Annotated in this window: 26 protein-coding genes; 15 read left to right on the top strand and 11 right to left on the bottom strand. The window is 64.0% G+C overall.

Going from position 1 to position 25,352, the window contains the following annotated elements:
• Positions 1 to 52 precede the first annotated feature (52 nt).
• The 7 genes from CHX26_RS10550 to CHX26_RS10520 all read right to left on the bottom strand — a co-directional run bounded on the left by CHX26_RS10550 (position 53) and on the right by CHX26_RS10520 (position 5,422).
• Positions 53 to 820, bottom strand: a complete 768-nt coding sequence (locus CHX26_RS10550) for an ABC transporter permease (protein ID WP_172449788.1) — start codon at positions 818 to 820, stop codon at positions 53 to 55.
• Positions 820 to 1,764 (bottom strand): ABC transporter ATP-binding protein, encoded by a 945-nt coding sequence (locus tag CHX26_RS10545; RefSeq protein ID WP_104942322.1) that lies wholly within the window; start codon positions 1,762 to 1,764, stop codon positions 820 to 822. Before CHX26_RS10545 ends, CHX26_RS10550 begins: the two co-directional genes overlap by 1 nt.
• Before the next feature lie 9 nt (positions 1,765 to 1,773).
• The gene (queA, locus tag CHX26_RS10540) at positions 1,774 to 2,811 is read right to left on the bottom strand and encodes a tRNA preQ1(34) S-adenosylmethionine ribosyltransferase-isomerase QueA (RefSeq protein ID WP_104942321.1); all 1,038 of its coding nucleotides are present in this window, start codon (positions 2,809 to 2,811) and stop codon (positions 1,774 to 1,776) included.
• 59 nt (positions 2,812 to 2,870) lie between these two features.
• Positions 2,871 to 3,587, bottom strand: a complete 717-nt coding sequence (locus tag CHX26_RS10535) for a peptidylprolyl isomerase (RefSeq protein ID WP_233997122.1) — start codon at positions 3,585 to 3,587, stop codon at positions 2,871 to 2,873.
• An 85-nt stretch (positions 3,588 to 3,672) separates the two neighbouring features.
• Positions 3,673 to 4,185, bottom strand: coding sequence for a pantetheine-phosphate adenylyltransferase (coaD, locus tag CHX26_RS10530; protein ID WP_104942319.1), 513 nt, complete (start codon positions 4,183 to 4,185; stop codon positions 3,673 to 3,675).
• A gap of 47 nt (positions 4,186 to 4,232) precedes the next feature.
• Positions 4,233 to 5,144 carry a polyprenyl synthetase family protein gene (locus CHX26_RS10525; RefSeq protein ID WP_104942318.1) on the bottom strand — a complete coding sequence of 304 codons (912 nt, stop codon included), beginning with the start codon at positions 5,142 to 5,144 and terminating at the stop codon, positions 4,233 to 4,235.
• 5 nt (positions 5,145 to 5,149) lie between these two features.
• Positions 5,150 to 5,422, bottom strand: coding sequence for an exodeoxyribonuclease VII small subunit (locus CHX26_RS10520; protein WP_104942317.1), 273 nt, complete (start codon positions 5,420 to 5,422; stop codon positions 5,150 to 5,152).
• Between the two features lie 84 nt (positions 5,423 to 5,506).
• Between CHX26_RS10520 and CHX26_RS10515 the strand changes: the two genes are divergently transcribed.
• Genes CHX26_RS10515 through purL form a run of 3 tightly spaced genes read left to right on the top strand, consistent with a single transcriptional unit; the run spans position 5,507 to position 8,880 of the window.
• Positions 5,507 to 5,926: a DUF2177 family protein gene (locus tag CHX26_RS10515; protein ID WP_104942316.1), complete on the top strand. Its 420-nt coding sequence runs from the start codon at positions 5,507 to 5,509 to the stop codon at positions 5,924 to 5,926.
• A 1-nt stretch (position 5,927) separates the two neighbouring features.
• Positions 5,928 to 6,602 carry a hypothetical protein gene (locus CHX26_RS10510; protein ID WP_104942315.1) on the top strand — a complete coding sequence of 225 codons (675 nt, stop codon included), beginning with the start codon at positions 5,928 to 5,930 and terminating at the stop codon, positions 6,600 to 6,602.
• Between the two features lie 31 nt (positions 6,603 to 6,633).
• The gene (gene purL / locus CHX26_RS10505) at positions 6,634 to 8,880 is read left to right on the top strand and encodes a phosphoribosylformylglycinamidine synthase subunit PurL (RefSeq protein WP_104942314.1); all 2,247 of its coding nucleotides are present in this window, start codon (positions 6,634 to 6,636) and stop codon (positions 8,878 to 8,880) included.
• 6 nt (positions 8,881 to 8,886) lie between these two features.
• Here purL and CHX26_RS10500 read toward each other — a convergent pair whose 3' ends face one another.
• A complete protein-coding gene (locus tag CHX26_RS10500) occupies positions 8,887 to 9,684 on the bottom strand; it encodes a Coq4 family protein (protein WP_104942313.1) in 798 nt (265 codons plus the stop codon).
• 101 nt (positions 9,685 to 9,785) lie between these two features.
• Here CHX26_RS10500 and CHX26_RS10495 point away from each other — a divergent pair, with 101 nt between their 5' ends.
• Positions 9,786 to 10,472 (top strand): nitroreductase family protein, encoded by a 687-nt coding sequence (locus CHX26_RS10495; protein ID WP_104942312.1) that lies wholly within the window; start codon positions 9,786 to 9,788, stop codon positions 10,470 to 10,472.
• 10 nt (positions 10,473 to 10,482) lie between these two features.
• Here the strand turns inward: CHX26_RS10495 and CHX26_RS10490 are convergent, their stop codons facing one another.
• On the bottom strand, positions 10,483 to 11,328 hold the full coding sequence (locus tag CHX26_RS10490; protein WP_104942311.1) for a Coq4 family protein: 846 nt from the start codon (positions 11,326 to 11,328) through the stop codon (positions 10,483 to 10,485).
• 118 nt (positions 11,329 to 11,446) lie between these two features.
• Positions 11,447 to 12,337, bottom strand: coding sequence for a phosphoserine phosphatase SerB (gene serB, locus CHX26_RS10485; protein ID WP_442956909.1), 891 nt, complete (start codon positions 12,335 to 12,337; stop codon positions 11,447 to 11,449).
• On the opposite strand from serB, the gene miaA reads away from it, so the two are divergent.
• The 8 genes from miaA to leuA all read left to right on the top strand — a co-directional run bounded on the left by miaA (position 12,324) and on the right by leuA (position 21,250).
• Positions 12,324 to 13,280, top strand: coding sequence for a tRNA (adenosine(37)-N6)-dimethylallyltransferase MiaA (miaA, locus tag CHX26_RS10480; RefSeq protein ID WP_104942310.1), 957 nt, complete (start codon positions 12,324 to 12,326; stop codon positions 13,278 to 13,280). The genes serB and miaA overlap by 14 nt on opposite strands.
• Before the next feature lie 194 nt (positions 13,281 to 13,474).
• Positions 13,475 to 15,220 (top strand): biosynthetic-type acetolactate synthase large subunit, encoded by a 1,746-nt coding sequence (gene ilvB, locus CHX26_RS10475; RefSeq protein ID WP_104943382.1) that lies wholly within the window; start codon positions 13,475 to 13,477, stop codon positions 15,218 to 15,220.
• 17 nt (positions 15,221 to 15,237) lie between these two features.
• Positions 15,238 to 15,753 (top strand): acetolactate synthase small subunit, encoded by a 516-nt coding sequence (ilvN, locus tag CHX26_RS10470; protein WP_104942309.1) that lies wholly within the window; start codon positions 15,238 to 15,240, stop codon positions 15,751 to 15,753.
• A 101-nt stretch (positions 15,754 to 15,854) separates the two neighbouring features.
• Positions 15,855 to 16,874: a ketol-acid reductoisomerase gene (ilvC, locus tag CHX26_RS10465; RefSeq protein WP_104942308.1), complete on the top strand. Its 1,020-nt coding sequence runs from the start codon at positions 15,855 to 15,857 to the stop codon at positions 16,872 to 16,874.
• A 69-nt stretch (positions 16,875 to 16,943) separates the two neighbouring features.
• Entirely contained in the window at positions 16,944 to 17,603 is a 660-nt protein-coding gene (locus CHX26_RS10460; protein WP_104942307.1) for a YceI family protein, read from the top strand.
• A 46-nt stretch (positions 17,604 to 17,649) separates the two neighbouring features.
• Positions 17,650 to 18,801, top strand: a complete 1,152-nt coding sequence (locus CHX26_RS10455) for an alpha-hydroxy acid oxidase (RefSeq protein ID WP_104942306.1) — start codon at positions 17,650 to 17,652, stop codon at positions 18,799 to 18,801.
• Positions 18,802 to 18,871: 70 nt separating this feature from the next.
• Entirely contained in the window at positions 18,872 to 19,363 is a 492-nt protein-coding gene (locus CHX26_RS10450; RefSeq protein WP_104942305.1) for a hypothetical protein, read from the top strand.
• Between the two features lie 207 nt (positions 19,364 to 19,570).
• Positions 19,571 to 21,250: a 2-isopropylmalate synthase gene (leuA, locus tag CHX26_RS10445; RefSeq protein ID WP_104942304.1), complete on the top strand. Its 1,680-nt coding sequence runs from the start codon at positions 19,571 to 19,573 to the stop codon at positions 21,248 to 21,250.
• Here leuA and CHX26_RS10440 read toward each other — a convergent pair.
• A complete protein-coding gene (locus tag CHX26_RS10440; RefSeq protein ID WP_104942303.1) occupies positions 21,247 to 22,104 on the bottom strand; it encodes a CPBP family intramembrane glutamic endopeptidase in 858 nt (285 codons plus the stop codon). The genes leuA and CHX26_RS10440 overlap by 4 nt on opposite strands.
• Positions 22,105 to 22,260: 156 nt before the next feature.
• Here CHX26_RS10440 and CHX26_RS10435 point away from each other — a divergent pair, with 156 nt between their 5' ends.
• The 3 genes from CHX26_RS10435 to CHX26_RS10425 all read left to right on the top strand — a co-directional run bounded on the left by CHX26_RS10435 (position 22,261) and on the right by CHX26_RS10425 (position 25,351).
• Positions 22,261 to 23,070 (top strand): DUF2189 domain-containing protein, encoded by an 810-nt coding sequence (locus CHX26_RS10435; RefSeq protein WP_233997121.1) that lies wholly within the window; start codon positions 22,261 to 22,263, stop codon positions 23,068 to 23,070.
• A gap of 59 nt (positions 23,071 to 23,129) precedes the next feature.
• Positions 23,130 to 24,176, top strand: a complete 1,047-nt coding sequence (locus tag CHX26_RS10430) for an amidohydrolase family protein (protein ID WP_104942302.1) — start codon at positions 23,130 to 23,132, stop codon at positions 24,174 to 24,176.
• A gap of 170 nt (positions 24,177 to 24,346) precedes the next feature.
• Positions 24,347 to 25,351 (top strand): NAD(P)H-dependent flavin oxidoreductase, encoded by a 1,005-nt coding sequence (locus CHX26_RS10425; RefSeq protein ID WP_104942301.1) that lies wholly within the window; start codon positions 24,347 to 24,349, stop codon positions 25,349 to 25,351.
• Position 25,352 lies beyond the last annotated feature (1 nt).

Genomic DNA, 25,352 nt, shown 5'->3' with positions numbered 1-25,352 from the left:
CGTTTGGAGGTGCATTCTGTCCGACCAATAGCATTGGCCGGACGCGCCCCGCTCATTCGCGCAGCCGCCATCCGGTGCGGAAGATCACCGCGATGATGATGGTACAAAGCGCAAGAAAGCCCAGCGTCAGTCCCAGCGACAGCGCAATCGGCACGTCCGATGTGCCGTAGAAGGTCCAGCGCAACCCGCTCACCAGAAAGGCGATGGGGTTGGCGAGCGCAAGTCCGTCCCACGGTGCCGGCAAATCGCCGATCGAATAGAAGGTGCCGCCAAGGAATGTCAGCGGCGTGAGAATCAGCAACGGGATGATGCCCAGCTTTTCGAAACTGTCAGCCCAGATGCCGAGGATAAATCCGAACAGCGCGAAGCTCGACGCCACCAGCATGATGTAACCGGCGGCGAAAACCGGATGGGCGATTTCGTAATCGACGAAAAAGGTCGCCGTGGCGAGGATGATCGCGGCAAGGATCAGCCCCTTGGTCATCGCCGCGCCAACGAAGCCTGCCAGTGTCTCGGCCACACCCACAGGAGCGGAAAGCAGTTCGTAGATCGTGCCGGTAAAGCGCGGCATGTAGATGCCGAAGCTGGCGTTGGAGGTCGTCTCGCCCAGCAGCGTCAGCATCAGCAGGCCGGGAATGATGAAGGCGCCGTAAGGCACACCGCCGATAGGCTCCATCCGCGCGCCGATCACGCTGCCAAACACCACGAAATAGAGCGAGGTTGTCAGCACTGGCGACAGGATCGACTGGAACGCGGTGCGGAACGCGCGGGCCATTTCGCGGCGGTAAATGGCATAGGCGCTGCGGAGATTGAAATGCATCACGCCGCCTCCCCCTGCGCGCCCAGCAGGCCGACGAATATGTCCTCCAGCGACGAATCGTGGATGTCGATGCTGGTGAAGGCAATTTCCGCTCGCGTTAGGGCCTGCACCAATTGCGCGACCTCGGCCCCGCCCCCGCCCGCGCCGCTACCGCCGCGATAGATGAGGCGCATACCGCCCTTGCCGAGCTCAACCGGGAAGGCGGCAATCGCTGGCGGCAGCGCGGGTAATGGCGCGGCGAGATCGATCACCGCTTCGGTCGTGCCGAGCCGCTCCATCATCGCGTGCTTGTCATCCACCATCAGGATGCGCCCGCCGCGGATGATTCCGACGCGGTCGGCCATTTCCTCGGCTTCCTCGATGTAATGGGTGGTGAGGATGATGGTGACGCCGCGTTCTTTCAGCGCCGCGATCTGTTCCCACATCCCCTTGCGCAATTCCACATCCACGCCAGCAGTGGGCTCATCGAGGAACAGTAGTTCGGGCTCATGCGCGAGCGCCTTGGCGATCAGCACGCGGCGCTTCATCCCGCCGGAGAGCGCGCGAATCTGCGTGTCGCGCTTGTCCCACAGCGAGAGGCTGTGCAGGATTTCTTCGATCCGCGCCGGATCGTGGGCCTTTCCGAACAGGCCCTGGGAATAGGTCACCGCGCGGCGCACGGTTTCGAACATGTCGGTGCTGAGTTCCTGCGGCACCAGCCCGATCCGCGCCCGCGCCCGGCGCCAGTCATGTGCGAGATCGTGCCCGAAGGCGTGCATCGTGCCGCCGGTGGGCCGTACCAGTCCGCACACCGCCCCGATCAGCGTCGTCTTGCCCGCGCCATTGGGCCCGAGCAGCGCGAAGATCTCGCCCTTGCGGATGTCGAGATCGACCCCGTCCAGCGCGCGGGTGCCGCCCTTATAGGTCTTGGTCAGGCCGCGGATCGACAGGATCGGTTCGTTCATGCCCCGGCGTTACGGGAGCAGTAGCGAGGAGTCACCATAGGAATAGAAGCGGTATTCATTTGCGATCGCATGGGCATAGGCGGCCATCATGCGATCACGCCCCATCAGCGCGCTGACGAGCATCATCAAGGTCGATTTGGGCAGGTGGAAATTGGTCATGAGCCCATCCACCGCCTTCAGCTTGTAGCCCGGCGTAATGAAGATGCTGGTGTCTCCGGCGAAGGGCTGGATCACGCCATTTTCGTCCACCGCGCTTTCGAGCAGACGCAGCACCGTGGTGCCGACCGCGATGATCCGGCCACCCCTCGCACGCGCTTCGTTGAGCTGAGCGGCGGTCGTCTGGGAGATACGCCCGAATTCGGCGTGCATCTGGTGGTCGTCGGTGTCCTCGGCCTTTACCGGCAGAAACGTCCCTGCCCCCACATGCAGCGTCAGGATCGCCCGGCCAACCCCGGCGGCGTCAATGGCATCGACCAGCCTTTGCGTGAAGTGCAGCGAGGCGGTCGGCGCCGCAACCGCGCCTTCCTCGCGCGCGAACATCGTCTGGTAGTCTTCGAGATCCTGTGCATCGACCCCGCGCTTCGACGCGATATAGGGCGGCAGCGGCATGGTGCCGGCACGGTCGAGCAAGACTTCGACGGGTTCCTCGCCTTCGAAGAACAGGGTGAGCGAGCCATCGGCGTGGCGTTCCTCGGCAATGGCGGTGACACCGCCGCCGAACACGAGGCTGTCGCCGATCTTCACGCGCTTGGCATTCTTGAGAAACGCCTGCCAGCGCCTGAGGTCGAGGCGCTTGTGCAGCGTCGCGCCGATCTTCGCCTCCCCGTCGGCGCGGCGGCCTTCGAGCTGGGCGGGGATCACGCGGGTGTCGTTGAAAACCAGCACATCGCCGGGGTTGAGCAATTGCGGCAGATCGCGCACGCCCCGATCCTCGAACGGCGCATCAGCTCCGCGCACCACCAGCATCCGCGCTGCATCGCGCGGGCGCACCGGCCGCAGCGCAATGCGCTCTGACGGCAATTCGAAATCGAACAGGTCTACCTTCATGGCGCGCGCCCCTAGCCGGTTGCCCGGCAGCGCGAAAGCCCTTTAGGACAGCGGCGCGCTCAACATGTCGGCCGAGATCGGGGCATCATCCACCGGCGCAGGGGGGGCGGCGGTGCCTTGTTGTCGGCTGCGATAGAGGCCTGCACGATATAGGTCGGCTCGCTCGGCGGCTCGCCCCGGTTGATCGCATCGACCGCTTCCATGTTCTCGATCACCCGGCCGAAATTGGTATATTTCTTGTCGAGGCTGAAGCGCGGATAGAAGACGATGAAGAACTGGCTGTTGGCGCTGTCTTCTTCGGATGCACGGGCCATCGACAGCGTGCCGCGCACATGCGGCATGGGATTGAATTCCGCCTTGAGGTCGGGAAGCTCGCTGCCGCCCTGGCCGGTGCCGGTCGGATCGCCGCCCTGCGCCATGAAGCCATCGATTACGCGGTGGAACACCACGCCATCATAAAAGCCGCGGCGCGTCAGCGTCTTGATGCGTTCGACATGGCCCGGCGCCCAGTCAGCCTGAAGCCGGATCTTGACCCTCTGGCCATTTGATAGGTCGAGCACCCAGATGTTTTCGGGATCGGCGGAAACATCGTAATTGATCGGTGCATAGGTGCGCATGGCCGCTGGTGCGGCCTCGTCCTCGTCCCCGTCCTTGTCGGCATCGTCGCCGAAGGCCACAGGCGGCGTATCGTCGCGCTGTGCCTGCGCGCTCGCAGCGTGAGGCGCGGCCATCATGAGAAGAGCGGCAAGAGCAGGCGAGAGCTTCACTGTGATCATCGTTCCATCCGGTTTCGCGAGGCCGTTTAGCCCTGCCCGGCTGACACTTCAATGAATGAAGCGCCCTTACCGACAGGGACAACGCCTAACGACCGCCCTTGAGCCCCTGTTGGCGAACCCGGGCCATAACGTCCGCGCACACCGCAGGGCTGACAAACTTGGCAATATCGCCGCCATAAAGCGCGATTTCCTTGACCAATCGGCTGGCGATCGGCTGGAGGCTGACATCCGCCATCAGGAAGATCGTTTCCACCTTGTCGTTGAGCTGCCGGTTCATGCCGGTGAGCTGATATTCATATTCGAAGTCGGTCACCCCGCGAATACCGCGCACCACGACCGAGGCGCCTTGCGCATCGGCAAAGTCAACCAGCAAGGCATTGAACCCAACGACCTCGACATTGGCGAGACCGAGGCTGGCGACTTCACGCTCGACCATGGCAATGCGTTCAGCGTCCGAGAACATCGGGCTTTTCGCGATGTTGGTGGTGACACCGATGATCAGGTGATCGACCAGCTTGGAGCCGCGCCGGATAATGTCGGCATGGCCAAGGGTGATGGGGTCGAAAGTCCCGGGATAGATCCCGACGCGGCGTGTCATGGCAGGTATCCTCTCTTTCGGCGCGGCGCCCGGTGGTTGCGTCCGGGTCAGTGGTCGCGTTCGACGATATAGCGAGCCAGCGCGCGCAGCACGTCCGCCTCGCTGCCGTAGGAAGACAGCCGCTGGATTGCCTGGTCGACCAGCGCACGCGCCTGTTCCCGCGCCCGGTCCACGCCAAGCAAGGTAACGAAGGTCTGCTTGCCCTGCTCGTCATCCTTGCGCAGCGCCTTGCCCGCCTTGTCCTGATCGCCCTCCACATCCAGCAGATCGTCGGCAATCTGGAATGCGAGGCCAATATCGCGGGCATAGGCCCGCAGATGCGCGCGGCCTGGCGGGGAAACCTTGCCGAGAACCGCCCCCATCTCGACACTGGCGGCCAGCAACGCGCCGGTTTTCAGCTGTTGCAGGCGGGTGATGGTGTGGAGATCGTACTGAACGCCCTCTTCATCGGCGACCATGTCCATCATCTGGCCGCCCGCCATGCCGTGCATGCCGCTGGCCTTGCCCAGCGTCAGGATCAACTCGCTGCGGGTGAAGGGGTCTTCGCTGGTGGCATCATCGGCGAGGATTTCAAACGCCAGCGCGTGGAGCGCATCGCCAGCCAGCACGGCTGTCGCCTCGTCATAGACCTTGTGCAGCGTAGGCTTGCCGTGACGCAGATCGTCATTGTCCATGCAGGGCAAATCATCGTGGATCAGCGAATAGACATGGATCGCCTCGATCGCCGCGCCCGCGCGCAGTGCCGCATCGCGCGAGACGCCGAACAGGGCGGCGGTGCTGACCACCAGCAGCGGGCGCACCCGCTTGCCCCCGCCGATCGCGGCATAGCGCATGGCCTCGATCAGGCGCGCGCTGGTATCGTCCGGCACGGGCAGCAACGCATCGAACAGCGAATCGATCTCGGACTGGACCCGCTTGATCGCATCGCTAAGCACCGTGCTCTGGGTATCGGCGAGCATGGCGTTCAACTTTCCGTGTCGAACGCGGCCGTGCCGGTCGCCCGGCCATCGGCGGCGGTGACGATCCGCTCGATCCGCGCCTGCGCTGCATCGAGTCGCTGCTGACACGCCGCCCGCAGCGCCTCGCCGCGTTCATACAGCCCGATCGACTGATCAAGCGGCACGTCGCCGCGTTCAAGCTGCTGCACGATCCCTTCGAGCGCAGCGAGCGCCTCCTCGAAGCTCATACGCGAAATGTCCGGCGCGCTGGTCGCCGGTGATGCTGTGCCCTCGTCCATGGCGGCAAGCATTGACGGGGCGCAGCGGTGCGGTCAAGGCTGGCGGTGACGGGCGGGCTCAGGAAACACAGGGATATTCTGCGAATGTTGAAATGGATCATCGCCTATGGCGTTGCAGCAGTGTCGTTTCTGGCGCTTGACGCGGTGTGGCTGCGCTGGGCCTCGGTCAATCTCTACCGGCCGGTGATCGGCGAGATCATGGCCAAGGATTTCAACCTGCCGGCAGCGGTTGCCTTCTACCTCATCTACATTGCCGGGATCTGCTGGTTCGCGATCAAGCCCGGCCTTGCAGGCGGCGGCGTTCAGGCGGCCATGCTCAACGGAATTCTGCTCGGCGCACTGTGCTATGCCACCTTTGACCTCACCTCGCAGGCGGTGATGAAGGTGTGGGCGACCCATGTCAGCGTGCTCGATATCCTGTGGGGTGCCTTTGTGACCGGCGCGGCGAGCGCGATCGCGTGCTGGGCAGTGCTGCGCTTCGTCCCGACAGCGCCTGCCGCCTGAAATGTTCATCGGCCACTTCGCCCCGGCCTTTATCGCCGCTGCCGTCACCCCTGATCGGCCGCGGCTTGGGGCGATGTTCATCGCGGCGCAGCTGGTCGATTGGGGGTTCTTTGCTCTTGCTGCCATCGGCGTTGAACGGATGCGGATTGATCCGGCGGCAAGTGTGATGGTGCCATTCGATCTCTATCACATGCCCTACACCCATAGCCTTGTCGGCGCGGGTATCTGGGCTGCGGCGTTCCTGGGCATAGTGGGCATTCATCGCCGCGATCTCGCCGTAGGGCTGCTGGCCGGACTGGTCGTGCTGTCGCACTGGCTGCTCGACTGGCTCGTACATGTCCCCGATCTGACCATTGATGGCACGCCGCCCAAGTTCGGTCTGGGGCTGTGGAATTATCCCACGGTGGCCATGCCGCTCGAACTGCTGCTGACGCTGGGTGCCTTCGCGTTCTATATCCGCCGGACGCGTGGGCCTGCGGGGCCGCCCTTGGTGCTGCTGGGGGTGATGCTGCTGTTCCAGCTCGTCAACTGGTTCGCGCCGCACCCCCAAAGCGCAGGGCTGTTCCTGTATCTTCAGGCTTTGGTCGCCTTTGCCGTCCTGACAGTGATGGCCGCGTGGGTCGGGGAGAATCGCTGGTTCAGGAAACGCGGCGGCTTGGCCTTGTCGGCGCAGTGATCTAGGGGGCGGCGCAAGGAGTCCCTTGCCCATGTCCCAGACGCCCACCATCACCCCCGAAATCGTCGAACAGCACGGCCTTTCTCCCGAGGAATACGAGCGCGTCCTTCACGCTCTGGGCCGCGAGCCGAATCTGGTGGAGCTCGGCATCTTTTCGGTGATGTGGTCAGAGCATTGCAGCTACAAGTCCTCGCGCCTGCACCTCAAGAAGCTGCCGACCGAGGCGCCGTGGGTGATCTGCGGTCCGGGCGAGAACGCGGGCGTGATCGACATCGGTGACGGTCAGGCGGCGATCTTCAAGATGGAGAGCCACAACCACCCGAGTTACATTGAGCCCTATCAGGGCGCGGCCACCGGCGTCGGCGGCATCCTGCGCGATGTCTTCACCATGGGGGCGCGGCCGATGGCGAATGCCAATGCGCTGCGCTTCGGTCGGCCGGAACACCCCAAGATGAAGCATCTGGTGCAAGGTGTGGTCGCTGGGATTGGCGGCTATGGCAATTGCGTCGGCGTGCCGACCGTTGCGGGGGAGACCAATTTCCACCCGGCTTACGATGGCAACATCCTTGTGAACGCCATGACCGTGGGCGTCGCCGATCAGGACAAGATCTTCTATTCCGCCGCCACCGGCCTCGGAAACCCGATTGTCTATGTCGGCTCCAAGACCGGGCGCGACGGGATTCACGGCGCAACCATGGCGAGCGCCGATTTCGGCGAGGATGCCGAGGCCAAGCGCCCGACGGTGCAGGTCGGCGATCCCTTCACCGAAAAGCTGCTGATCGAAGCCTGCCTCGAACTGATGGCGACCGATGCCATCGTCGCGATTCAGGATATGGGCGCAGCAGGCCTGACCTCCTCCAGCGTCGAGATGGCGTCGAAGGGCGGCGCGGGCATCCGGCTCGACATGAACAAGGTGCCGTGCCGCGAAACCGGCATGACGCCTTACGAAATGATGCTTTCCGAAAGCCAGGAGCGGATGCTCATGGTGCTGAAGCCCGGCAAGGAAGCCATGGCCGAAGCGATCTTCAAGAAGTGGGAGCTGGACTTCGCGGTGATCGGCGAAGTCACTGATACCGGCCACATGGTACTAGAATTCAATGGCGAAGTGGTGTGCGACATTCCGCTGGCCCCGCTGGCCGATGAAGCCCCGCTCTATGACCGGCCTTATCTGTCGAAGGAGGAATATGCCGCATGGGCGGGCGTCAAGCCGCTGGGCGAAGTGCCTGCGACTGACGACGTGGCGGCGGACCTCCTCAAGCTGATGGCCTCGCCCGATCTCGCCTCGCGCGGCTGGATTGCCGAGCAGTATGATTCGCAGGTCGGTGCCGACACGCTTCAGACCGGCGGCGATGCGGGTGTGGTGCGGGTGCATGGAACGGGCAAGGCGCTCGCCATCACCACTGATTGCACGCCGCGCTATGTCTTCGCCGACCCCTATGAGGGTGGCAAGCAAGCGATTGCCGAGGCCTATCGCAACCTGTGTGCCGTGGGCGCACGGCCCTTGGCGGTGACCAACTGCCTCAACTTCGCCAATCCGCAGCGCCCCGAAATCATGGCGCAGATCGTCCACGCCCTCGACGGCATGGGCGATGCCTGCCGGGCATTGGACTTCCCCATCGTGTCGGGGAACGTCAGCCTTTACAACGAATCCAAGGCGACCGGGGGCGGCTCGGCAATTCTGCCCACCCCGGCCATCGGCGGCGTCGGCATCATCACTGACCTTGCGAAAATGATGACCATGCACTTCAAACAGGCGGGCGATGCGATCTACCTCGTCGGCCCGGAGTTCTGGGCCAAGCCCGATCCCACCCGCTCGCACCTCGGCCAGTCTCTGTGGCTGCGCGTGGTCAAGGGGATGGAGGCAGGACGCACCCCGCCGACCGACCTCACCGTGGAAAAGAACGCGGGCGAAATCATCCACGAGTTGATAGCCGATGGCCTCGTCAACGCGGTTCATGACCTTTCCGATGGCGGCCTTGCGGTCGCGCTCGCGGAGATGGCGCTGGCTGGCAACATTGGCGCCGAGGTCGAACCGGGGAACCCCGCCTATACCCCCGCCCAGTGGTGGTTCGGCGAGGATCAGGGACGCTATCTGGTGACTGTGCCGGACGTCGCCGCGCTCAACGCGGCGCTCGCCAAGGGCACCCGCAACGACGAGACCGCGCAGATCGGCTTCCAGCGGATCGGCACTGTGGGCGGAGACAAGGTGCTGGGCGTGCCGCTTAGCGAGCTGCGCGCTGCCAACCAGCGTTTCTTTGACGAATGGATGGAAGGGTAAGGTGGCCTAGGCCGCCTGCGCCCCCGCCCCGCCCAGCGTCAGCTCATCGCGCGCCACACCTTCGTCCTGAAGGATAGCGAGGCACTGGCGGTAAACCTCCGGCTTGCCGATACCGAGCCGCGCCCGCGCCGCGTCGATATCCTCGCGCATCAGCGCGGCGATGTCCTGATGCGCGATCTTCGCCGCAGCCTTGCCGAGCCTGCGCCCTTCCTTGATCGCGGCGAACACCGGCGCCTTGGTGCCGCTCACCTTCCTGATCTGGCGCGCGCCGGCATAGGCGATGAACAGGATGCCCTTGTTGTGGTTCTGCTCGTAGCTGAAGGCGAGCAGACTGGCCTCGCCCAGCGCATCGCGGCCATAGCCGGTCAGGACATGAAACAGATCATGCGTGTCGCGCAGGCGATCGAAATACCACTGGGTCTGGTCTTTCGGCAGGGTTTCGGGCGGCGCCCACTTGTGGCTTTCCGCCACCAGACCCGCCGCCGAAAGCCCTTCGCGCTTCATGAAGGCGATATAATGCGCGGCGACCGTGTTCGGGCCGCAATCGGCCCAGCGGTCGTGATCGTCGAGCATCGCGGGGATATCGACGCCTTCCCGCAGGAACCGCTGGCCTTCCGGCGAGCAGATGAAAGCATGGGCCTGCGCATGGCTGCGCCGCCCTTTGGTCGCCTCGATGATGTGGAACACCTGCTCGGTGTCTTCCTTGTCCTCGACCAGCTTGCCGAAGTGATGCAGCACCTTGAGCGGGCGAAAGCCCGATAGCTTGCGGTCGGGCGCGATCAGCGGAAGATCGGTGACAGCCATGCCTGTAACATCCTTGGTTCGAGTCGCGAATGCGCGCCAGGGTCAACAATTAACATGCGTGTCAGTTGATAGTCCATTACCCTTCCTGAAAGGTCAGGCCGATGCACGATCCCGAGACCCTGCCCTACAGCCTGCCCGCTTTGCCGGACGAAGAAGCTATCGCCCGCGCCCGCTTGATGGCCGCAAGGCTTCGCCAGCGCCGGACCTGCCGGTCGTTTTCCGATGGACCGGTGCCGCGTGCGGTGATCGAGGCGGCAATCGACGCGGCGGGCAGCGCACCATCCGGCGCCAATCACCAGCCCTGGCACTTCACGGCCATTGCCTCCCCGGAAAGGAAACGCGCGATCAGAGAGGCCGCCGAGGCTGAGGAGCGGCGCTTCTATGGCGCGGCGGGCGGTGACCCCAAGGCCAGCGCCGAATGGCTGGAGGCACTCGGCCCGCTTGGCACCGATGCCGACAAGCCCTTTCTGGAGACGGCACCTTGGTTGATCATCGTCTTTGCGCAACGCAAAGGCGGGATTGCCGAGGATGGCGTTACTCAGAACTACTACGTGAACGAAAGCGTCGGCATTGCTTGCGGGATGCTGCTGGCTACGTTGCACGAAGCGGGGCTGGCGACACTCACCCACACGCCCTCGCCGATGGGGTTCCTGCGCGAAATTTGTGGACGGCCCGAATGGGAAAAGCCGGTGATGATCATCGTCGCCGGTCATCCGGCAGCGGACGCAACCGTGCCTACCCACGCCCTGATCAAAAAGCCGCTGGAGCAGATCGCCAGCTGGCTTTGATCATGCGCGCTCAGGCCGCCAGCAACGCAGGTTCGTCAGTCTTGGCCTTTGTGGCCAGCAGGTCGTAGGGATCAATCCCTTCGGCCTGCCAGACGCGGTGGCATTCGCGATACTGGCTCGGTTCGGGGATGCGCAGTTCGGCCCGCACTTCATCGATCGGGCGCGCAAGCAGTTCGCGGATCGGCTGCGCCATCAGTTGCGGCGCGCCCTTGCCGGTCCGATGGGCCTGGCGCACAGCACCGAACACCGGCGCCTTGCTGCCCTTGATCATCTTGGCGATGTTCGCTGCCCCGGCATAACCGATCAGCAGATGCCCCTGACTGGGGGACTGGCCGTGCGTGAACAGCAGGACGCATTGTTCGCCCAGCGCATCGCGGCCATAGCCGGTCAGGACATGAAACAGATCATGCGTATCGCGCGAGCGTTCCATGAACCATTGCACGAGATCCGGGTACTTGGCGCGGCCAAGGCGCTCTGCCTCGGCCACAAGACCGGCGGCGCTCAGCCCTTCGCTCTCCATGAAATCGCAATAGGCGTGCGCAAGACTACCTTTGGGCGTGCGGCGCAGGGCGGCGTGGTCATCGAGAATTTCGGGCAGGCTGGGTTCGGTGGAACGCAGCATCTCGCCCTGCTCAGACAGCGCCAGATCGCGCACGCGGGGCATGAAGTCGTTCGACGGCAGCGATTCGAAGATCTTGAAGACCAGCGAAGTGTCTTCCTTGTCCTTGATCAGCGCCTGAAACGCCTTGACGGCGCGCAAGGGGCGATAACGTGCGGCCGGACGTTCGGGATGCAGCAGCACCGTGCCATCAGAGGCATGCAGCCGGGTGTAGGCATCGCGGGCGGAACGTTTCATCACTAATTGATCCTTCAAGACGGGCTGAGCCTAGCCTTACTTGCTTACATCAATGTTAATAGCCGATTCGGGTCATAAAAGAAAACCCATTTTTCAGCCGCACGTTCCGCGCCTGTCATCAAACCTCCCGCCACTGCGACCGCGGAACACCCAAAAGACGAAGCACCGCAGTAAGATCACCGGCATCGATCCGTCCATTGGCGGCCGCGCGCGCCTTGGGCTTGGCGCGATAAGCAAAGCCATAGGTTGCCGCCTCGATCATGGGAATGTCATTGGCGCCGTCTCCGGTTGCAAGGCTGTGGGCGCCCTCGCCTAGCTGAGCGGCTTCCTCCTTGAGGACCGCCGCCTTTACGGCGCTGTCCGTGACCGGACCAACCAGTCCGCCGGTGAGCTTACCACCCTCGACCGCGAGCCGGTTGCCGACGACACGGTGGAAGCCGAGCATTTCTGCGACTGGGTCCGCAAAGTGGTGGAAGCCTCCCGTCACCAGTACGGTGCGTGTTCCCAGTCCGGCCAGCGTGGCCACCAGCGTCGCTGCGCCCGGTGTTGCGCGGATCCGTTCAGCCAGACAGGTCGCAATCGCGGTTTCATCGAGTCCGGCAAGCAGGGCCACGCGTTCGCGCAAGGCCGCTTCGAAATCGAGTTCGCCTTGCATGGCGCGTTCGGTGATTTCGGCAATCTCGGGCTTGATCCCCGCGTAGTCGGCCAGCTCATCAATGCATTCCTGCCCGATCATGGTCGAATCCATGTCCGATACGAACAGACGCGGCACTTCGATGGCCCCGCGCGCCGCCAGCATATCAGTCGGATCGAACACCTTGTCGATCAGCGCCAGCACCGCCGCCGGATCGTCGGCAGCAATATGCAGTTCCAGCAAGCCGTCATCGTCTTCGGGCATGGCAGCAGCGGTCAACGGCATCCCTGCCGCCTGCAAAGCGCCCGAAAGCGTATCGAGACGCGTTTCACTTGTCGCCGTGTCTGCTATCAGCCGCGCGATGAGCATTTCCATTTCTCCAGCCTTGCCGGTCGCGCTCATTGCAGGGCCGACCGCTAGCGGCAAGAGCGCGTTTGCGCTAGCCCTCGCCCATCGTCTGGCAAAGGCCGGGCAGCGCGGCGTGATCATCAATGCCGATTCCGCACAGGTCTATGCCGATTTACAGGTGCTTTCTGCCCGCCCCTCCGAGGCGGAGATGGAAGGCGTCGAACACCGCCTGTTCGGCGCGTGGGACGGCAACGAGGCATGTTCCGCTGCCGCCTGGGCGGAAAGGGCCAAGGCCGAGATTGCCGATGTTCACGCATCCGGGGCCGTACCGATCCTTGTCGGCGGCACGGGGTTGTATCTGAAAGTGCTGCTGGAGGGCATTGCGCCGATCCCCGCCATCGACCCCGATATCCGCGCCGCTGTGCGCGCCCTGCCCGATGACGCGGCCTACAAGCTCCTTCAGATCGAAGACCCGCTGCGCGCTGCCGAACTTGATCCGGGCGACCGCCAGCGCATCGCCCGCGCGCTGGAAGTCAAACGCTCGACCGGCGTGACCCTGGCCGATTGGCAGCTCGCCAAGTCAGGTGGGATCGCCGAGGAGATCGCGCTGCACCCGCTGGTAATAGAACCCGATCGCACATGGCTTTACGACCGCTGCAACCATCGCTTCGCCGCGATGCTCGAAAACGGCGCCGTAGAGGAGGTCGAGAGCCTTCTGGCGCGCGGGCTCGATCCCGATCTGCCGGTGATGCATGCCATCGGTGTGCCGGAAATTGCCGCGATGCTGGAAGGCGTGCTGGACAAGGATGGGGTGATTGCAGCCGGCAGTCAGGCCACGCGCAACTATGCCAAGCGCCAGTTCACCTGGTTCCGACGGCAGCCGCCACCCGAATGGCCTCGGGCGACCATCGGACAGGGGCATGAAAATATCGACCTTAAGGCTCTTTTCGCATCATTATTGCGCAATTAAGGCTTGACCTATCAGATTATAACAGATAGCGGGCGTCTCTCTCGGCCCGATGCGCCCCCATGCGTCGGGCCGGTTTTGTTTATTCACGCCCCTGCGGCCCACTGCGGCCCCGAGGGTTCCGTCAGATGGAGTGCCTTGTGCCCGACAAGCCGGCCCCTACCCCGAACACCGCCGTCCCGGCGAACGAAACCGCGATGAGCGGCGCGGCGATCCTTGTTCAGTGCCTGATCGAACAGGGTGTCGAATTCGTGTTCGGCTATCCGGGCGGCGCGGTGCTGCCGATCTACGACGAATTGTTCGGCGATGAACGCATCCGCCATATTCTCGTACGCCACGAAGCAGGCGCGGCCCATGCCGCCGAAGGCTATGCGCGCGCGACCGGCAAGCCGGGCGTGGTGCTCGTCACCAGCGGTCCGGGGGCGACCAACGCGATCACCGGCATTGCGGACGCATGGATGGATTCGATCCCGATGGTGGTCATCACCGGACAGGTTCCGACTGCGCTGATTGGCACCGACGCTTTTCAGGAAGCCGACACCATCGGCATCACGCGGCACTGCACCAAGCATAATTATCTGGTGAAGGACCCGGCCGATCTCGCCGCGACGATCAAGGAGGCCTTCCTGATCGCGACCACCGGCAGGCCCGGTCCGGTCGTGATCGACATTCCCAAGAACGTCCAGATTGCCGTGCCTTCGGAACGCCGCGCGCTGGTGCGGGCCGGATCGCATCGCTACGCCCCGCAGACCGTCGCGCCGCCCGAACAGATCATCGAAGCGGTCGAAATGATCGCCGCAGCCCAGCGCCCGATTTTCTACACCGGCGGCGGGGTGATCAATTCCGGGCCTGAGGCCAGCGCGCTGCTGCGCCGGTTTCAGGACATCACCGGCGCACCCGTCACCTCGACCCTGATGGGCCTTGGTGCCTTTCCCTCGCAGCACCCCGATTGGCTCGGGATGCTGGGGATGCACGGCACCTATGAAGCCAATATGGCGATGAACCAGTGCGATGTGATGGTGTGCATCGGCGCGCGTTTCGATGACCGGGTGACGGGGCGGCTGGATGCCTTCTCGCCCAATTCCAAAAAGATCCACATCGATATCGACCGGTCCTCGATCAACAAGACAGTGCCGGTGGACATGGGCATTGTCGGCGACTGCGGCACGGTGTTGGCACAGCTGATCGAGACATGGGGCAGCCGAGAGCCGAAAAACCTCGGCGAGTGGAAGGCGCGGATCGCCGGCTGGCGCGCGCGTGAATGCCTCGCCTATCCGGAGCGCAGCACCAAGAACCCCGGCATGATCATGCCGCAAAAGGCGGTCGAGCGGCTCCATGCCCTTACGCACGCCAGGAAGCCGATCATCACCACCGAAGTCGGTCAGCATCAGATGTGGGCGGCGCAGTATTTCGGCTTTGAAGACCCGAACAAGTGGCTCACGTCAGGCGGGCTCGGGACGATGGGCTATGGTCTGCCCGCCGCGATCGGCGCACAATTGGGCCACCCAGACGCGCTGGTGATCGACATCGCGGGCGAAGCCTCGATCCAGATGAACATCCAGGAACTCGGCACCGCGTCGCAATACCGCCTGCCGGTCAAGATCTTCATCCTCAACAACGAATATATGGGCATGGTCCGCCAGTGGCAGGAACTGACCTATGAGAGCCGCTATTCCAACAGCTATTCGGACAGCCTGCCCGACTTCGTGAAGCTGGCGGAAGCCTATGGCTGGAAGGGCATCCGCATCACGGAAGAACGCGATCTGGACGATGGCATCATGCGGATGCTCGACCACGACGGCCCGGTGATCGTCGATTGCCTCGTCGCGCAGGATGCCAACTGCCTGCCGATGATCCCGAGCGGCGCCGCGCACACCGAGATGCTGCTCTACGGCGACAAGGTCGACGGCACGATGGACGACGAAGCCAAGGCGCTGGTCTAAGGACACCCTCCATGCCCATGAAAATCGCTGAAGCCGCCTCCGAGCGCCATGTTCTGGCGGTCACCGTCGACAACGAGCCGGGGATCCTCGCCAAGATCACCGGGCTGTTCACCGCGCGCGGATACAATATCGACAGCCTGACCGTGGCCGACATCACCGAGGACCACGCCGTCAGCCGCATCACCATCGTCACCAACGGCCCGCCGCAGGTGATCGACCAGATCGAGGCGCAGCTTGAACGGCTGGTGCCGGTGCACAAGGTCACCGACCTCACCACCGCCGGGCCGCATGTCGAGCGCGAGCTGGCGCTGATCAAGGTCACCGGCACAGGCGAAAAGCGGGTCGAGGCGCTGCGCCTCGCCGACATCTTCCGCGCCCGGCCCGTCGATACCACCACCGAAAGCTTCATCTTCGAGATCACCGGGCCGCCGGACAAGGTCGACAGCTTCATCGCATTGATGCGCGAGCTGGGGCTGGTCGAGGTGGGGCGCACGGGAATCGTGGGCATGATGCGCGGGGCGCAGGGGGCCTAGTGTTTTCGCAAGTTACCGTCTTCCCGGCGCAGGCCGGGATCCATTTTCACTATCGCCGGGACTGGGTTCCGGCCTTCGCCGGAATGACGAGGAAAGAAGAAATGAAAGTCTATTACGACGCCGACGCCGATCTCAATCTGATCAAGCCCAAGAAGGTCGCGATTGTAGGCTATGGTTCGCAAGGCCACGCCCACGCCCAGAACCTGCGCGATTCCGGCGTGGCCGAAGTCGCCATTGCTCTGCGCGAAGGTTCGGCGACCGCCAAGAAGGCGGAAGCCGCGGGCTTCAAGGTGCTCTCCAACACGGCGGCCGCGCAGTGGGCCGACATCATCATGATCCTCGCGCCCGATGAACATCAGGCCGCGATCTGGGAGAACGACCTCAAGGGCCACATGAAGCCCGGCGCGGCGCTCGCCTTTGCCCACGGGCTCAACATCCATTTCGGCCTGATCGAAGCGCCCGCCGACATCGACGTCATCATGATTGCGCCCAAGGGCCCGGGCCACACCGTCCGCAGCGAATATGTGAAGGGCGGCGGCGTGCCGTGCCTGATCGCGATCCACCAGGACGCCACCGGCAGCGCGCATGACGTGGCGCTCGCCTATGCCAGCGCCGTCGGCGGCGGGCGTTCGGGGATCATCGAAACCAACTTCCGCGAGGAATGCGAAACCGACCTGTTCGGCGAGCAGGCGGTGCTGTGCGGCGGGATCACCCACCTGATCCAGGCCGGTTTCGAAACCCTGGTCGAGGCCGGCTACGCCCCAGAAATGGCCTATTTCGAGTGCCTTCACGAAACCAAGCTGATCGTCGACCTGCTCTATGAAGGCGGCATCGCCAACATGCGCTATTCGATCAGCAACACCGCCGAATATGGCGACATCACCACCGGGCCGCGCATCATAACGGCGGAAACCAAGGCCGAAATGAAGCGCGTGCTGGCCGACATCCAGTCGGGCCGCTTCGTGAAGAATTTCGTGCTCGACAACCGCGCAGGGCAGCCCGAACTCAAGGCCGCACGCAAGCAGGCCGAGGCTCACCCGATCGAACAGACCGGCGCAAAGCTGCGCGCGATGATGCCGTGGATCAGCGCCAATAAGCTCGTCGACAAGGCGAAGAACTGAGGCGGCAGGCCGAGGAACTTACAAGGGGATCGGGGGTTGGCTGACTGTACCAACAGGAGGCCATCCCCGATGAACCGCTTCGCCTTTGCTGCTGCTGCCGTCGCCACTCTGGCTGCCGTCACTGGCGGCATCAGCCTTGCCCCTTCTCTTTTTGCGCAAGGCGCGCCCGAAGTGCCTGGCGTTCAGGACGCCTCGCGCGTCACTGCCGGAACCTATGCCGCTGATCCGGGCCATTCGCTGATCGCGTTTGAAGTCAATCACTTCGGCTTCAACGATTACTATGGCATCTTCGGCGATGTGGCTGGTACGCTGGAGCTGGATCCGGCGAATCTTTCCGCCTCCAAGGTCGATGTGACGATCCCGGTCGCCAGCGTGACCACCGCCAGCAAGGGCCTGACTGAGCACCTGCTGCGCGCGGGCAAGGATGGCGGCAAGCCCGATTTCTTCGGCCCCTCGCCTGCCGCAGCCCGCTTTGTCTCGACCGCGGTCAAGGCCGACGGGATGATGGCGGAAATCACCGGCGATCTAACGCTTAATGGCGTGACCAAAGAGGTCACCTTCGAGGCAGAATTCACCGGTGCAGGCATCAACCCCTTCAACAAGAAGGAAACCGTGGGCTTCGAAGCCGAAACCGAAATCAAGCGTTCTGACTTCGGCGTAAACTATGGCATCCCCTTCGTCAGCGACGAGGTGGAACTGGACATCAGCGTCGCCTTCGAGAAGCAGTAAGTCCCTCTCGACACACCCCCATCAATCGGGCAGGCCGCGAACCACGATGCGTCTGTCCGATTGCCACAATATCGATGATTTCCGGCGGCTGGCCAAAGCCCGCCTGCCCTTCCCCGTGTTCGACTATATCGACGGGGCGGCCGATGATGAACTGACCAAGGCGAGGAACACCGCCGCTTTCGCGGGCGTCGATCTGGTGCCGGATGTGCTGGCGGGCGTGGAAAAGATCGACACCTCCTGCACGATTCTGGGCAGGAAATCCGCGCTCCCGCTGATGCTCTCGCCCACCGCCGTGCAGCGCGCCTTCCACTGGCAGGGCGAGACGGCAGTGGCGAAGGCGGCGGAGAAATTCGGCTTGTGGTTCGGCATCTCCAGCCTCGCCACCCGCTCGATCGAGGAGATCGCTGCGCTGACAAGCGGCCCCAAGCTGTTCCAGCTCTATGTCCACAAGGACTCCGGCCTGAACACCCACATGATCGAACGCTGTCAGGCGGCGAAGTTCGATGCGCTGGCGCTGACGGTCGACACCATCGTTTCCGGCAAGCGTGAGCGGTGCCTGCGGAGCGGCTTCACCACCCCGCCGCGCTTTACCCCGGCAAGCATCTGGAGCTACGCCACCCGCCCGCGCTGGACACTCGACTATGTGCTGCGCGAAAAGTTCCGCCTGCCCAATCTCGATACCCATGTCACCGAAGGCAGCGGCAAGGCGGTGAGCATCGCTGAATATTTCAACACCATGCTCGACACCGCGATGGACTGGGACACCGCCGCGCGCATCCGCCAGGATTGGGGCGGGACTTTCGTGCTCAAGGGCGTGATGAGCGTAGCCGACGCACGCCGCGCGATGGAGATCGGCGCGGATGCGATCATGATCTCGAACCATGGCGGGCGGCAACTCGACGGTAGCCGCGCGCCCTTCGACCAGTTGCCCGAGATTGTTGACGCGGTCGGCGGGCAGATCGAGATCATCTGCGACGGCGGCGTGCGGCGCGGCACCCATGTGCTCAAGGCGCTGTGCAGCGGCGCGACCGCGGCTTCGGGCGGGCGGCTCTATCTCTATGCACTGGCGGCAGCAGGTCAGGAGGGCGTCGAGCGCGCGCTCGGCATTCTCAAGGACGAAATCGAGCGCGGAATGCGGCTGATGGGTGTGACGCGGATCGAGCAGCTCACTCCGGACAGGCTTCGCAGTCGCAACTAAAACCAGTCCTGTCATAAACCGGTAACGCTGGGCGCGTTTTGGACGTGCCGGATAACAGGGACCAGTGACCATGACCACCACAGCCAAACGCGCCTTTCCTCTCGCGCTGTCTGCTCTTGCGCTCGCGCTGGCGGCTTGCGGGAGCGAGCCGGCCAAGGGGCCGGGCAATGATGCAGACAGCTTTGCCGCCCGGATCGGGCAAGGCACTGCGGCAGCAACACCGGGGGCCGTTTCGGGTGAGACCCCTGCCCCGGCCCCCGCTGCAACGGCCACGCCACAGGTTGCCGCTCCCCTGCCCGGCGCAGCACCCGGCCCCTTTGCGCGCGGAACCCTGACCGATCCGGCTTCCCGAACCTGCGGCGCACCCTTGATGGGGCCGTTCATCGGTCGACAGGCCGATCAAGCCACGCGTGCGCAGATTGCGCAGGTTCTGGGCCGGACCGACAACCTGCGCTTCGTCGCACATGGCAGCGGCGGCTACGTCAACCCCGATCCCACCAACCCGCGCCTGTCGATCATGCTCGATGCGCAGAACATCATCCGCGATGCGCGCTGCGGCTGAGGCATCGACGCAATCAGTCCCATTCCCGGCTTGCATATGGCGCAATTATCGGCAATGAGAGCCACCATGGCTGGAAACGGACTTGCGCTGCTGCTTCGACTTATGCGCCCTTGGGCGTAGGAAGCCGCGCGCCTCGGACGCGAGCGGCCCGCTCCCAAGGGTGAACCGCCGCACTGTCCCTTCCCTTTCCGCGACGAGCCTTCTTTCATGCCCATGCTCAAGCATCCTGCCGCCAAGTATCGTCCTTTCGGCCAGATCGATCTGCCGAACCGCCAATGGCCCTCAAAGCTGATCGAGCAAGCCCCGCGCTGGCTTTCGACCGATCTGCGCGACGGCAACCAGTCGATTATCGATCCGATGGACGCGGTGAAGAAGCGCCGCTTCTTTGACCTGCTGGTTGAGGTCGGCCTCAAGGAAATCGAGATCGGTTTCCCCAGCGCCGGCGCAACCGAGTTCGATTTCATCTCCGGCCTCGTCAAAGCCGATGCGATCCCCGACGACGTGATCGTGCAGGTGCTGACCCAAAGCCGCGAAGACCTGATCCGCACCAGCTTTGCCAGCCTTGAGGGCGCCCGCGCGGCGATCGTCCACCTCTACAACGCGGTCAGCCCCGCATGGCGCGACATCGTGTTCCGCATGAGCAAGGACGAGGTGAAGGCCATCGCCATCGCGGGCGCCAAGGTGATGCGGGATGAGGCCGCGCGCTATCCCGGCACGGACTGGCACTTCCAGTACTCGCCGGAAACCTTCTCCACCGCCGAACTCGACTTCAGCATCGAGGTCTGCGCGGCGGTGATGGAGGTGCTTGCACCCACCCCCGAACACCCGATCATCCTCAACCTGCCCGCCACAGTCGAGGCAGCGACGCCCAATATCTACGCCGACCAGATCGAATATTTCTGCCGTCACCTGCCAAACCGCGAGAGTGCGATCCTGTCCCTGCACACCCACAACGACCGCGGCACCGGCGTTGCGGCGGCAGAGCTCGGCCTGATGGCGGGCGCTGACCGGGTCGAGGGCTGCCTGTTCGGCAATGGCGAGCGCACCGGCAATTGCTGCCTCGTGACGATGGCGCTCAATCTCTACACGCAAGGGGTCGATCCGGGCCTCGATTTCTCGGACATCGACCGGGTGATCGAGACGGTGGAATATTGCAACGACATCCCCGTCCACCAGCGCCACCCCTATGGCGGGGAGCTGGTCTACACCGCCTTTTCGGGCAGCCATCAGGACGCGATCAAGAAGGGCTTCGAGGCGCGCGAGACGCAGAATGACGAGGCATGGCGCGTGCCCTATCTGCCGATCGATCCGGCCGACCTTGGCCGCTCGTACGAAGCGGTGATCCGGGTCAATTCGCAATCCGGCAAGGGCGGGTTCGCCTGGGTGCTGGAGAAGGATCAGGGCCTCAAGCTGCCCAAGAAGATGCAGGCCGATTTCTCGAAGCACGTCCAGCACATGGCCGACGCGTTGGGCCGGGAACTGAACGCCGCCGACATCTGGGACGCCTTCCGCCGCGCCTACCACGTCAAGACCCACCCCAAGCACTTCCAGCTGGTCCGCTATGAAGAAAGCCGCGCGTCCGACGGCACCCGGATCTTTGCCGGCACCATCGCAGTGGACGGCGTGGAGCAGAGCGTCTCGGGACGCGGCAACGGGTTGATTTCCAGCGTGATGGGGACCTTGCGCGAGGCCTTCGGTGTGACGCTCGATGTGGTCGACTACACCGAACACGCGCTTGGCACCGGGACGGACGCGCGCGCGGCGGCCTACCTGGAATGCCGCTCCCCTGACGGTCGCACCATCTGGGGCTGCGGGATCGACGAAGACGTGGCCACCGCCAGCGTGCGTGCGGTGCTTTCGGCGGCGAACAGCGCGGTTGCCGGTTAGCGCGGCACGAAGCGCACCAGCCCGGGCGACCAGCGCTGGCCGGCAAGAAATGGCCCGGCAATGATCGCCGCCACACCCACAAGACCGGCCAGTGCCGATCCGGGGAGCGGGCTTGCGACCAGCATCGTCGGCGCATTGACCAGTGCGTGCAGGGCGATCACGATCTCCAACCGCCCGGTGCGCAGGTACAGCAGACCCAGCATCACTCCGCCCAGTAGCATGTAGGCCAGCGCCCCGACGACAGCACCCGCAGTTACCTCGCGGTTGAGCAGGATCGTCGGCAGGTGCCACAAGGCAAAGATCACCGCGCACAGCAGCAGCGCCGCGATTGCGCGGGCAGTCTCGTTGGCGATGCGCTTACCCGACTGAAAATAAAGCTGCGGGAGCACATAGCCGCGGAACAGCCCGTCCTCGAACGGCGCCGTGCCCAGCACCATTGCGATCAGCAGGCCCAGCACCGTGCCAGCGCCATACTTGGCCCACGCCGGGTGGAGCGCGATCCCCATCCCGCTGGCCAGCGCGGCCGCCAGCGCGATGGCCTGCATCACCGTCCATCCGGTCAGCAGCAACAACACCAGTCGCACCGCCCAGCCCGCGCCGAGGCCGAGATCGGCAAGGCTCTGGCGGCCCCATGCCATCACCATCCCGCCGATGATCGCCAGAGTCAGCGGCACGAACAGGGTCAGATTTTCGTTGATCCAGCCATCAGTCGCCTTGTGGATGGCCCACAGGACCGAATCCTCGCGTCCGAACAGGAAAAAATTAGTCGCGGCCACAGTAATGCTTGCGACAAGGATGATCGCCGCCAGTCGATGCCGCTTGTCGATGCGCACCGGCAAGATCAGATCGGCCATTTGCTATCCCCTGCTAAATTCCTCGATGTGGGGTGCAAGATGCCCCTGCAGCTCTGCCAAAGCCAGAGGCAAAACAGGGCAGCACCCTTGTCCGGCGGGGACGTAGCCGTAGTCCCGCTTGCGGCCCGCGCTATTTGCGCGCAATCTCATGCCAGCGTGGCAAGGGAGGGCAAGGCGCAGATGGAAACGACCGGACAGGACAGCGCCCTGAACACGCCTCTGTCGCCCCCGCGGGTGGCCAGCGACCTGACGCTGGGCGATCTCGCCAAGGCGCTCGGTACCGGCTGGCGCGATTTTCTTGCGATGCCGCGCTTTGGCCTGTTCTTCGGCGGTGTCTATGTGCTGGCTGGCCTTCTGATCGGCTGGGTGACGGTGACAGGCGGCAATCTCACCTGGCTGATCCCGGCCATAGCGGGCTTCCCTCTGGTCGCGCCCTTTGTGGCAGTGGGCCTTTATGAGGCAAGCAGGCGGCGCGCGGCCGGTGCGCCGCTGACATGGGGTGCAGTGCTGGGCGCGCTCAAGGGCCATGGCGATGACCAGATCCTGTCGATGGGGGTGATCGTATTCGTTGCCTTTTCCTTCTGGATGATCGTGGCGCATGCGATTTTCGCGGTGTTCGTCGGCGAAAGCGGCATGGGGCGCGATCCCCTCGCCGCACTGCTGACGCCCGAAGGCCTTGCGATGCTTGGCGTTGGCGGCGCAGTCGGCGGCGTGATGGCCTTCGCCTTCTACGCCATGACCGTCATCAGCCTGCCGCTGCTGGTTGATCGCAAGGTCGATTTCCTGACCGCAATCATCGCCAGCTTCGCGGTAGTGCGCCGCAATTTCGTGGTGATGCTCACCTGGGCGGCGGTAATTGCGGCGCTGCTGTTCGTGGCGATGTTGCCGGGTTTTCTCGGTCTGCTGGTGGCCCTGCCGGTGCTGGGCCATGCGACCTGGCACCTCTATCACCGGGCCATCGCCTGACGCTTTTTGCGCTTTTCCGCGCAAGGGTCCCTGCCTAGGAAGGCGCGAGGGAGAGAGACATGACCGAAGCCATCCTGGAACCCGATCTGCCGATCATCGATCCGCATCATCACCTGTGGGACCTGCGGCCGATGCTGCCGATGTTCCCCGAGCCGCATCACCACTTCATCGCTGCGCTGGTCGATAATGCGCATTACACCTTCGACCAGCTCCACGCGCATTTGTCGGGTAGCGGGCACAACATCATCGGCACGGTCTTCATGGAATGCGGCGCCTTCTACAATGGCGTCTATGGCGATGCGCTGAAGGTGGTGGGCGAGGTCGAATTCGTGAACGGCGTTGCCGCGCAATCGGCGAGCGGGCTGTACGGCCCATCGCGGTATTGTGCCGGGATCGTCGGCCATGCCGATCTGACCCGCGGCAGCCACGCTGGCGAAGTGCTCGATGCACTGCAAGCCGCCGCGCCCGGACGTTTCAGAGGTATTCGCCATGCCGCCGCATGGGATGCTGACGCAGACGTGCTCGGCCCGCCGTTCCACCACCCCGAAGGCCTCTACCGCGATGCCGCTTTTCGCGAGGGTTTCGCCGAGCTTGGCAAGCGCGGGCTGACCTTCGACGCGTGGCTGCTCGAACCGCAACTGCCGGACGTGATCGACCTTGCCCGCGCCTTTCCCGATCAGCCGATCTGCCTTGACCACTGCGGTACCCCGCTGGGGGTCGCGCGCTACAGAGGCAAGCTGCATGAGCGGTTCGATATCTGGCGGCACAATATCAAGGAGCTTGCCGCTTGCGAGAACGTGGTGGTCAAACTCGGCGGGCTGGCGATGGCGTTCTGCGCCCTGCCCGAAGATGGCCCTGCCGCTGGTCACGGATCGGAACACCTGGCCGCGCTGTGGCGACCCTATATCGAAACCTCCATCGAGGCCTTTGGGCCGCGCCGCGCCATGTTCGAAAGCAACTACCCGGTCGATTATTGGGGCGCGGATTACGCCGTGCTGTGGAACGCCTTCAAGCGCCTGACCCGCTCGGCCAGCGCCGATGAAAAGTCGGCCCTGTTCGCAGGCACGGCAGCGCGGTTCTACGGACTGGAGGATCTGCTCGGCTAGAACTTCCTGGTTCAGTTCGCCTCGAGCGAAGTCGAGAGGCTTCGACGCAGGTGTCTCGACTGCGCTCGACACGAACGGTGCGGGTTTGCACACTGCCGAAAATCACGCTTGGCACATCAGGAACCGGCGCTAGAGACGCGGGTTAAGAACACAGTTTTCAGGAGAAACCCATGCCCCTTCCCGCCCCGTTCGATCGTTTGCGCCTGCCGCTGATCGGCTCGCCGCTGTTCATCGTATCCGGCCCCGAACTGGTGATCGCGCAGTGCAAGGCGGGGATCATCGGCAGCTTTCCGGCGCTGAACGCGCGGCCGCAGTCGCAGCTTGACGAGTGGCTCCACCAGATCACCGAAGAACTGGCCGCGCACAACCGCGCCAATCCGGATCGCCCGGCGGCGCCCTTTGCGGTCAACCAGATCGTCCACAAGACCAACGACCGTGTCGATGCCGACATGGCGACCTGCGCAAAGTGGCAGGTGCCGATGATCATCACCTCATTGGGCGCGCGCGAGGACATCTACACCGCCGTGCGCAACTGGGGCGGCGTGACGATGCACGATGTAATCAACAACCGCTTCGCCATGAAGGCGATCGAAAAGGGCGCAACCGGCCTGATCCCGGTCGCAGCGGGTGCGGGCGGCCATGCAGGCGCGCTTTCGCCCTTTGCGCTGATGCAGGAAATCCGCGAATGGTTCGACGGGCTGGTGGCGCTGTCGGGTTCGATCGGCCACGGGGCCTCGATCCTTGCAGCGCAGGCCCTGCGCGCCGATTTCGCCTATGCCGGAAGCGCCTTCATCGCGACCAAGGAAGCCAACGCGACCGAAGGCTACAAGCAGGGCATCGTCGAAGGTTCGTCGGAAGGGATCGTCTACACCAACCTGTTCACCGGGGTGCATGGCAATTACCTGCGCTCCTCGATCGAGGCAGCGGGGCTTGATCCCGACGATCTGCCCGAAAGCGATCCGAGCAAGATGAACTTCGGCAGCGGCGGCAACACCAAGGCCAAGGCGTGGAAGGACATCTGGGGCTCGGGCCAGGGGATCGGCACGATCAAGGAAGTCGGCACGGTCGAAGACCTCGTCGCCCGGTTCGAGCGTGAATATCACGAGGCCAAGGCGCGGCTGGCGGGCAATTCGGGCTATGCCTCGTGGGCCGCGATGGCGCAGGCAGCAGAGTAAC

The organism is Porphyrobacter sp. HT-58-2 (assembly GCF_002952215.1).
Lineage (GTDB): Bacteria > Pseudomonadota > Alphaproteobacteria > Sphingomonadales > Sphingomonadaceae > Erythrobacter.
Note: the sequence above shows the minus strand (reverse complement) of the source record. Positions and strands in the feature narration are given on the sequence as shown.